Source organism: Microbacterium sp. NPDC056569 (assembly GCF_042793475.1).
Lineage (GTDB): Bacteria > Actinomycetota > Actinomycetes > Actinomycetales > Microbacteriaceae > Microbacterium.
This window is the reverse complement of the sequence record NZ_JBHTUV010000001.1, coordinates 149,086-158,829: the sequence shown is the minus strand read 5'-3', so window position 1 is coordinate 158,829 and position 9,744 is coordinate 149,086. Positions and strand designations below refer to the sequence as shown.

Below are 9,744 nucleotides of genomic sequence, written 5' to 3'. Positions count from 1 at the left end.
ATACCTTTGCGAGCGGGAACACGTTTCGGCACGTGTTTGGGGAGAACGCCGAACCTACTTGGGGACCGCTTCTTTTGCACTTGCCGTGACGTGCTGGGAGGGGCCTCTACTTGGGGCACCCTGTGTCGTTGCGACCAAGGGTGAAGTGAATGTTCAGTCGTACTTTCGTGCGCGCCTCGAAGTCTGAGGGTCCGCGCCGCCGCATGCGTCAGGAGCGGACTCAGGAGCGTCGTATCGCGCTCCAGAACCGCTGGTACGTCGGAGGGCTCGCCGCGATCGTGGCGAGCTCTCTCGTGTTCTCGGGGATGACCCCGGCATCGGCGGAGGAGGTGACCACCGACCCCGCCGCCACGACGGAGGCGACGACAGAGTCGACATCGACGGATGCTGCGACCCCGCCGCCTGCCGAAGAGCCGGCCGCGGAGCAGCCCGCAGTCGAAGAGCCGGCTGCGCCGGCAGACCCGCCGCCCGCGGCACCGGAGGAGACCGCGCCCGAAGCGACGGCACCGGAGTCGCTGGCGCCGTTCTCGCTGGTCGCGCCCGCCGCGGCAGACATCTCGGCGCTCGCCGTGGTCTGCGCAGGCCTCAACGGCGGCTTCGAGATCGACGGCAACTACACGCCGGGCGACTGCGGCGGCAACAAGGACTGGACGAACGTCGACTACTCGACGACCACGCAGGGCGGCACGTACAACACCGGCCGCAAGGACGACGACCCGACCGAGACCTGGACCGAAGGCGGTGGAACCCCGCCGAAGGTCCAGTTCGATCGCGTCTACTCGTTCGCCGAGACGGTCGGCGGCGACTACCTGCTCAACATGGCGTGGGAGCGCCCGAGCAACTCCGGCACCGGCGGTTTCGCGATCGAGGTCACGAACACCGGCGTGCGGATGGGCAACGGCGTGCCGCAGCCCGACCGCAGCGCGGGAGGGTATGTCTTCTACTTCACGATGCAGGGCAACGGCCTGCCGGTGCTCGAGCTGACGTGTACGTACACGTCGCAGGCCGACTATCCGACGTCCGGCAGCTCTCCGAACTGTCAGGCGCCCGTCGCGGGCGCGTTCCTCGCCGCGGCGAGCAATGAGCCGCTGACGAGCCCCTCCGGGGCCACGATCCCGGCCGGAGCATTCTTCGAGATCGGGCTCAACGTCACCGACCTCACCGGCGGCGTCGTCCAGCCGGGCTGCCCCGCTCCCGCTGCGGCCACCGCCTACCTCCGCAGCTTCACCGGCGAATCGACGGGTCCGGGCTCGAACCCCAAGGGCTGGGTCGGCCCGCTGACCGTCGAGCCGCCGTCGACGTGCGGCTCGCTGACGATCAAGAAGACCGACACCAACGGAGCAGGCCTCGCGGGCGCGACCTTCAGTGTTTCGCCGAACCCGACGACGGGCTCCGGCAGCACGAGCGTCGTCACCGGTGCAGGCGGCACCTTCTCGTTCTCGAACAACGTCAAGCCCGGTGCCTACACCGTGACCGAGACCGACGCCCCTCCGGGATACCTGCTGCCGGCGCAGACCAGCCAGCAGGTGACGATCGGTCTCAACGAGGACAAGACCCTCACGTTCGTCGACCCGCTCGGAAGCGTCACGTGGCTCAAGCACGACGCTTCGGGCGCGCTGCTGGGCGGCGCGACGTTCGAGGTGTCCGCGACCGGTGGTGACGCCGCCGCCGCACCGTGGGCGAGCACGTTCCCGAAGACGGTCGTCGACAACGGCGCGAACGACGCCGACCCGGTCGCCGGCCAGATCAAGGTCGTGAACCTCCCGACCGGCAGCTACTCCGTCAAGGAGACGGCGGCCCCGGCGGCATACGTCCTCGACGCGACCCCGCAGACCTTCACGATCTCGGACGCGACGCCGAACCCGTCGATCACGAAGCCGTTCGTGAACATCCCGTTCGCGAAGGTGACGCTCGCGAAGAACTGGGTGGAGTCGTTCCCGGGTGACAAGGCCGACATCGCGATCGGCGGCGCGGCCTCGGCGAACGGCACGTCGACGGCCCCGACGAACGGCCCCGTCATCGAGGTGTCCGTCGCACCGGGCTCGGCGCTGACGCTGGCGGAGGTCCTGCCCGACGCGAACACCGGCGAGTACTCGTCGACGCTCGCGTGTGTGGGCGCCACGGTGGCGAACAACACCGGCACGGGCGGGTCGATCACCGTTCCGGCCTACCCGGCCTCGGCGAACGGCGTGCAGTGCACGTTCACGAACACCGCGATCAAGAAGACGATCACGCTCCAGAAGCGCTGGATCGACGCGGTCCAGGGCGACACCGCCCAGCTGCACGCGGGACCGGCGACGGCCACTTCGACGGCCAACGGCACGCCGAACCAGCTCGACCAGGTGAACGTGGCGACGACCTCGGTGCGTGTCGGCGACAGTGTCGCCCTCAGCGAGGTCCTGGGCGGTGTCGGCACCTATGGCTCGAAGTACTCGTGCACGGCAGGTCAGGTGACCGGCGACGGCACGGGCACCTCGTTCAGCCTGACGGTTCCGAACGCGAACGTGACCTGCACCTTCGAGAACACCGCCGACCGCGGCACTGTCACGCTGAAGAAGCAGTGGGTCAACGCCTTCCAGGGCGACAAGGCCGACCTCTCCATCACCGGCGCCGCGACGGATGCTGCGACCTCGGTGGCCACCGGCGGCAACAGCACCGACAACACCAACGTCGCCTCGGTCGAGGTGCGCCTCGGCGAGAAGGTGACGCTGTCCGAGTCGCTGCCGGATGCCAACACCGGCGAGTACAGCTCGACGTGGTCGTGCTCGAACGGTTCGAGCGGTTCGGGTGGCAGCATCCCGCAGATCACGGTCGTCGGTGATGTCGACTGCACGATCGTGAACACCGCCAAGGAGATCAAGGTCCACGTGAACAAGCGCTGGATCGACGCCTTCCAGGGTGACGACGCCACGCTGTACGCGAACGGCGATTCGGGCACGTCGACGGCAAGTGGCGCCTCGAATGAGCTCGATGAGGACGTCGTCGTCAAGTCGGTGCGCATCGGTGATGTGGTGAACGTCAGCGAGCAGCTGGCCGGTGACAACATCGGCACGTACCTCAGCGGCTACGCGTGCACCGCGGTCCAGAACGGCATCGGCGAGGGGCGTGAGTTCCAGTTCACCGCTCCCGCGACCGACGTCACCTGCACGTTCACGAACACGGCCAAGAAGGTGGGCGTGACGCTGCAGAAGCGCTGGATCAACTCCCTCGAGGGCAGCAGCACGCTGCTGAGCCTCGACACGCTGACCCGTACGTCGCTGGCCAACGGCCAGCCGGGGGAGTACGAAGACCCGGTGAAGCTGACGCTTCAGGTGCGGGTCGGCGTGGTCCTGCCCTTCAAGGAGGAGCTGAACGACGTCGGCGTCTACTCGTCCAACTACCTCTGCATCGGCGGCGAGACCTCCGGCACGGGTGAGGGTCGTGAGTTCCTGCTCACGGTCACCGACGAAGACATCGCCTGCTTCTTCGTCAACCGCGCGCTCAGCAACGACGTCACGGTCGTGAAGACGTGGGTGAACGGTCAGGAGGGTGACACCGCCGACCTGAGCATCAGCGGCGCCGACGCGGACGCGGAAGGCACGTCCACGTCGAACGGTGACGTCGGTGCATGGACCGACTCCGCCCACTCCGTCACCGACCAGGCGACGATCGGCGGGACCGTCACGGTCGCCGAGGTGATCGAGACGCTCGAGGGCGACCCGTCCGACTACGCGTCGTCGCTCGTCTGCACGCAGAACGGGACGACCCTGGTCGACGTGGATGCGCGGACCGGCTCGTTCACGATGCCGAACGGCGCCGTGCAGTGCGAGTTCACCAACACGGCCGAGCGCCCGACGCTCTCGCTCGTGAAGGTCGTCAACGGGGCGCCGGTCGCCGACACCAACTGGCAGCTCTTCGGCACCCCGGGGGACGGCGACGTGGTGACCAACCCCGCAGGCGGTGACGTCAGCCCCACTCCGGTGCTGCCGGGTATCCCGTTCGACCTGACGGAAGAGGTCATCGGCGACATCGCCGGACTCGACGAGTTCGAGCCCGGGGAGTGGTCGTGCTTCTCGGACGACGAGGGCACGATCGAGCTGACCGACAGCGAGCCGGGTTCGGCGGCACTGCGGGGTCTCGACAAGGGTGAGCACGTGGTCTGCACCATCGTGAACAGCCACGTGGATCAGGGCTTCACCGTCGACAAGGACGTCGTGGACTCGGTTCAGAACGAAGACGGCTCGTGGACCGTGACGTACGACATCACCGTGCACAACAACAGCGTCCTCGTGCCGATCACGTACGACCTGGTGGACACCCTCGACACCCCGGCCGCCGGCGTCTCGTACACCGGGGCGTCCTGGACCGGCCCGACCAGCGGCTCGTGGGTACTGCCCGACCTGACCGCTGAGCTGGCGAACGACCAGGTGGCGCCCCCGAGCAACGGCGCGAACGACCCCGTCTACACCGTCTCGGTCAACGTCGAGGTCACCGCGGTCCCGGCCGACCCGGGTCCGTGCGACTCCGGAGAGGGCGAGGGCATCGGCATCGTCAACACGGCCTACCTCACGGTCGGCGAGGTCACGGAGGACGACAGCGCCTGCGGCACGGTCCACTACGACGACGTCTCGATCGAGAAGACGGCGACCAACCTGCCGGTGCCGCCCGAGGGTGAGGAGCCCTGGGTCGAGGTCGGCGACGTGTTCGACTACGTGCTCACGGTCACCAACAACGGCACCCGCGATGCGGAGGACGTCGTGGTCACCGACCCGGTGCCCGAGCGTCTCGAGGTCACGAACATCGAGCTGCCGGCCGGATGGGCGAATGACAACGCGCCCGACCTCGTCGACGGCGACAATGTGGTGAGCGTCAGCACGCCGCTGCTCGCCGAAGGGGAGTCCGTCGAGATCGTCGTCACCGTCGAGTTCCTGCCGCCGGAGGAAGACCCGGAGGCACAGGAGCCGCCGGCTCCGCTCGACGAGCTCGTCAACGAGGCCTGCGTGGCAGCGCTCTATGACGAGGACCCGACGAACGACTGCGACGAGATCGTCACCGAGGTGCACGAGATCACAGCGATCGTCTACACCACCTGCGTGGGCGACGCCCCGCTCCTGGGATGGACGATCTCGAAGTCGGGCACCCTGCTGGACGACCCGATCGAGTTCCTGTGGACGCCCGACTCCCTGGAGCCGACGACCGAGCCGCAGCAGATCGCGATCACTCAGCCGGGCGGCACGTCTACGTGGAGCGACCTGATCGACTGGCCCGGGACCGCGTTCACGCCGTCGGGCGTCTCGATCGACTACCCCGGCTGGCGGCCGATCGTGGCGAGCGACATCGTGCCCGGATCGAACCCCACGCAGTACTACGTGCCGGGGACGACCGACGTGATGACGCCGGAGCAGCAGGCGGAGTTCGTGTTCAACGGGCTGATCCTCGACCCGAGCGAGCTCGACTACTCGTGGCGCCTGCCGTCGACGGTGACCTTCACGGTCAACCCCACGCTCGAGTTCTCGGTGGAGTACCCGCCGGCGAGCCCGGAGTGCTTCGTGGCCCGCCACTCGGACGTGCAGATCGAGAAGACGGCGAGCGTCGAGAAGACCGAGCCCGGCAAGTCGTTCACCTACACTCTCGCGGTGCAGAACGTGAGCGACGACTCGGCCGCCGAGGCGGTCGTCGTGACCGACGCGATCCCGGCCGACATCAAGATCACGGACGTGACGTGGCCTGGCAAGGGCGACGCCGCGGTGTTCCCGAACTGGGAGACGTGTGAGGTGACCGGTCAGGACAGCGCGGGATACGGCGGCAACCTCGAGTGCGTGCTCTTCGGCCCCCTGCAGCCGCAGGGCGCGAACGAGGGCGCGTCGGCGGCTCCGACGATCACCCTGGCGGCGACGGTGAACCCGGCGTCGAAGGCCAGCTCGATCACCAACGTGGCGGTCGTGGACTACCACACGTTCGGTGACCCGGACGACCCGGGCCGTGACTCGGACGACGCGATCGTCCTGCTCTCGGCGCTGCCGGCGACCGGTGCGGAACTGCCGCCGCTGCTGGTGATCCTCGGCCTGCTCGCCCTGCTCGGCGGCACGACGATGCTCATCGTCACCCGCCGCCGCCGCGGAGAGGCCAGGGCCACCGTCTGATCGACCGTGAGAGAGAGCGGGACCCCCAAGGCCCGCTCTCTCCCACCCGACTCCGGCCCGCCCTTCGGGCCGGACGCCGAGCCCCTCGCACCCCAAAGGCGAGGGGCTCGTTCGCGTCCTGCGTCGCGCGGGATGCACGGATGCCGCGGGCCGCAGCATCCGTTCCGCGCGTCGATTTCGCACATCCGGGCGTGTCGCGATAGCCTGCACGAACGGCGGTTCTCCGCCTGTTCCGCACCCTTCGGGAAGGGCGTGGAACCGCGGGTCTCATTCAGCCCGAACTGCGTGAGGTCTGACACCCGTTCCCCCGACGGGTGGATGGTGCGCCCCTGAGCACCGAGTAGTGGCGGTACCCCCGTGCCGTTGAATGACCGACGTGCCCCCGCACGTCATTGCAGTATCGGCGTGCCCCCGCACGTCGCTGGGATGTACGGCGTGCCTCTGCGCGCGCCGCTGGGAAGTACGGCGCGCTCCGGCGTGCCGCTGGGATGAACGGCACGCCTCGGCGTGCCGCTGGGACGGCGCATCGGCGCCGGTTAGGGGAGGAACGCTGTGCCTGCATTGCGCAAGCGAACATTCAAGGCGCTGACTGGGGCTCTGATCGCCGCCGCCCTCGTGGTGGCGCCGCTGGTGACGGCCGGAGCGACGGCTGCCGAGCCGGTGCTCAAGGGCGAGGTCGGAAAGCTCGAGCCTGCCACGCCCGAGGGGAACGCACCCGGCTACTGGGAGAAGCTGACCGAGCACACGTCTGCGTGCTACAAGGTCGACGGTCCCTGGAGCTCTTCGCACGGGACCATCAGTTCCGACAAGAAGACGATCACGCTGAAGCCGTACCAGGCCGGCTGGTGGGGCGACCACTGGGAGCTCCTGATCATCAAGGCCGGCACGACCAACAACGTGATCAAGCACCCGCAGGCGGGTGTCGCGTACGCGTCGCCGGCCAACAACGGCGGCAACCAGGCAGATGTGTCGCACTGGATCGTCTGCAAGGGCAAGACGCCCGACACCCCGCAGCCTGAGAAGCCGTCGCAGGATCTCGATTGCACGACGATCGTCGTCGACTATCACCGGGCGCTCAAGAACGGCGACCACATCAACATCACGTATGCCGAGGGCAAGCAGGTCAACGCGTACGTGGACCAGAACATCGCCGGCGGCTGGAACGGGCTGGGTCTGCGGTTCTCGGACGGATCGACGAAGCCTCTCACCGAGGCGGAGGTCACGTCGGGCGTCATCACGTGGCAGTACTCGTCGCTGATCCCCGGCAAGGACTACACGATCTCCTTCGTGCAGACGAACGAGACGGACACGTGGCCCGAGCTCGAGTGCGAGGGTGAGGACGAGCCCACCGTCGTCACGCCGGCGCTGACCTTCACCGAACCGACGTGCAAGGCCGACGGAACCGTCACTCCCGGTGACGGCGTCACGTGGACGTCCGTGAAGAACGCGGACGGCACGACCACCTGGACCGCCACGCCCAAGGCCGGCACGAAGTTCGCCGACGGCGTCCAGACCGAGTGGATCGTGCCGAGCCTGCTGCAGCTCGCCGCCGACAGCGAGGCCTGCCGGCCCGCCCAGCCGGAGCCGGAGCAGACGAGCACGCTCGAGTTCGACTACGACTGCGCGAGCACGACCGTCACGACGAAGACGACCACCACGACCACGCCGTACGAGTGGGATGGCAAGTCGTGGGTGCTGGGCGAGTCCTCCAGCGAGGTGAAGACCGAGAAGCGCCCGATGACGGCGGCGGAGAAGAAGGAATGCCCGCTCCCCGACAAGAAGGTCGAGAACAGCCCGTGGGTCGACGGCGCGTGGGACTGCGGTGACACCACCGTCACCCAGACGCGCGAGGTCACGACGACGGTCTACACCTACGACGAGCAGGGCACCGTGACGCCGACCGTCACCAAGACCGAGGAAACCCAGACCCGTGCTCTGAGCTCGGACGAGGTCGGCGAGGTCTGCGACCTGGTTCCCGGTGAGATCCTGTCGACCTGCGTCGGCGATGTGCCGTTCCTGGGCTACGAGGTCATGCTGCCCGAGGGCTACGAGGCCGAAGCTGACAACCCGGTCACGATCACGTTCGTCAACCCGGACGGCGAGGACTTCGTCGCAGACGCCCAGCCCCTCAGCGGTGTGCTGCTGTGGCCGGGCGCCTCGAACGGAACGCCCAAGATGTGGCCCGGCTGGGAGATCGTCGACGGCGAGTACGTCAAGACCGCCGGCAACTACGACTGGACCCGCAAGGGCGTCACGGTGCGGTTCGAGGTGAACCCGTCCTACTCGACGGAGGTGTTCTACCCCGAGGCCTCCGCCGAGTGCGCGAACCCGCCCGTCGGCGGTGGTGACGACCCGTCCGGCACGCCGACGTCGACCGACTCCCAGGCCCTCGCGGCCACGGGCGGCGGCATCAGCCCGATGTTCGCGGTCGCGGGTGGTGCGGCGCTCATCGCCGGTATCGCGATCGTCGCGTTCGCGGCGTACCGCCGTCGTCAGTCGGCGTCGTAACAGGTCCGAACACCCGTCCGAAGGCGGTCGCGCGGTTGCGTGACCGCCTTCGGCGCGTGGTGCCAGGGTATGCGCAAGGTTTTGCCAAGGTTATAGCCAAAATCGCAAGGTGGGCGTAGCGTGTCTCACACTCCGCCGGGGGGCGGAGCAAGGGCGCGCTGGGGGCGCTTCGCGAGAATGTGGCGGTCTCAGTGCATGTGCCTCTCGGGGACGGGTGACTGAGATGCTGGGAAAGAAGACGTTGGCCGCCGGTTTGCTTGCGGTGGTGCTGGTGCTCGGCAGTTCGGGTTCTGCATTAGCGGATGCTGCACCTCCACCGCCGGCAGACACGGCTCCGGCGGGCGACGCCTCTTCGGCGCCCGAGCCGCCACCCGTCCCCGAGCCCGCCCCTGCACCGGAGCCGGCACCACCGGTTGCCGTCCCCGCGCCGGAGCCGGCATCACCGGCTGCCGTTCCCGTGCCCGAGCCGGCTTCGCCGACGTCGGAGCAGACCGCGGCGACGGGCGCGGATGTCGCGGTACCCGCGCCCCCGGAGTCCGAAGCGCCTCAGTCCACGCCCGCCGCCGAGGACGCGGCAGCGTCGCGCACGCTGGGCCCGACCGGCGGCAAGGACGACGGCGGCAAGGACGACGGCAAGGACGACGACGGCAAGGACGACGACGGCAAGGACGACGACGGAAAGGACGACGACTGTGGGGACTCGTCCTCTCACCGCAGTGCTGGCGAAGACGGTAAGGACGAGTGCGACCACGGCGGCAAGAAGGCCGAGATCAAGCTCGTCAAGGTCGTCGTCAATGACGACGGCGGGAACGCGAAGCCCGCGGACTGGACGCTGAGCATCCGGCCCGACGGCGGCAGTTGGCGCACCATCCCGCAGCACACGTGGACCGTCGTCGAGGCGGGCACCTACAAACTCGGCGAGTCGGACGGCGTCGTGGGATACGACTGGACGAAACTCGAGTGCACAGACAGCAGGGGCACGAGCATCCACACCCCTGTCGTCACGCTCTCGAAGGATGCGAAGGTGGTCTGCACGTTCACGAACGATGACCGCAAGCAGCCGAAGAAGGGCGAGCTGAAGCTCGTCAAGAAGGTCGTGAACGATGACGGCGGC

The 9,744-nt window shown here is 68.3% G+C and carries 3 protein-coding genes; all 3 read left to right on the top strand.

What is annotated here, in order from left to right; translation table 11 throughout:
* Positions 1-149: 149 nt before the first annotated feature.
* Complete coding sequence (locus ACFQ7C_RS00675) at positions 150-6,122, top strand: SpaA isopeptide-forming pilin-related protein (protein ID WP_378896561.1); 5,973 nt, start codon at positions 150-152, stop codon at positions 6,120-6,122.
* Positions 6,123-6,674: 552 nt separating this feature from the next.
* Entirely contained in the window at positions 6,675-8,630 is a 1,956-nt protein-coding gene (locus ACFQ7C_RS00670; RefSeq protein WP_378896558.1) for a hypothetical protein, read from the top strand.
* Between the two features lie 457 nt (positions 8,631-9,087).
* Positions 9,088-9,744: hypothetical protein (locus ACFQ7C_RS00665; RefSeq protein ID WP_378896555.1), on the top strand; the 657-nt coding region annotated here is incomplete at its 3' end.